This is a genomic window from Ferruginibacter yonginensis (assembly GCF_042651465.1).
Lineage (GTDB): Bacteria > Bacteroidota > Bacteroidia > Chitinophagales > Chitinophagaceae > Ferruginibacter > Ferruginibacter yonginensis.
Window position 1 is genome coordinate 1 of record NZ_JBHSCZ010000016.1, and the last position, 549, is coordinate 549.

At 43.7% G+C, this 549-nt stretch carries 1 protein-coding gene; it reads left to right on the forward strand.

What is annotated here, in order from left to right; all coding sequences use genetic code 11:
- The coding region (locus ACFOWM_RS13940; RefSeq protein WP_379711229.1) for a hypothetical protein at positions 1 to 549 on the forward strand (549 nt) is incomplete at both ends.

Here is a 549-nt window from a genome sequence, read left to right on the forward strand (position 1 = left end):
CCATCGGTATTACAATACCCGGGCTTACGAGCAGTGTTGAAAGATAACTTTACGGGAGTAGACAAAACCTTGAGTTTAACGAGTGTAACAGATGTATCGTTTGATGTTACGAGCAACCCACAGAGCTATGCAAGCAATCGTTTTATGATTGTGTTTAAAAATGTACCGCCTACCCAAATCACGAGCATTACAGCGGAGCGTCAAAGCAACCAAAGTGTAGAGGTGGAGTGGCATACGGCAAATGAAAATAACATGGATCGCTATGAAGTGCAACGCAGTACAGATGGAACAACGTTTAACACCATCAGCGCTCAAATAGCAAGTGCCAATAATATGGGTACACCGTACTATATCATCAACGATGGAGGAGCAAGTGTAGGCGACAATTGGTACCGAGTAATCGGTCATCAAATAGTAGGAGGCAATATCAACAGTGCTACTGTAAAGGTGGCGGCGGTGGTTACAGCAACAAAACAAGGCGTAAGTATATACCCTAACCCTGTTGTAGGTGACAACATCAATGTTCACTTTAACGGGCAACCATTAGGT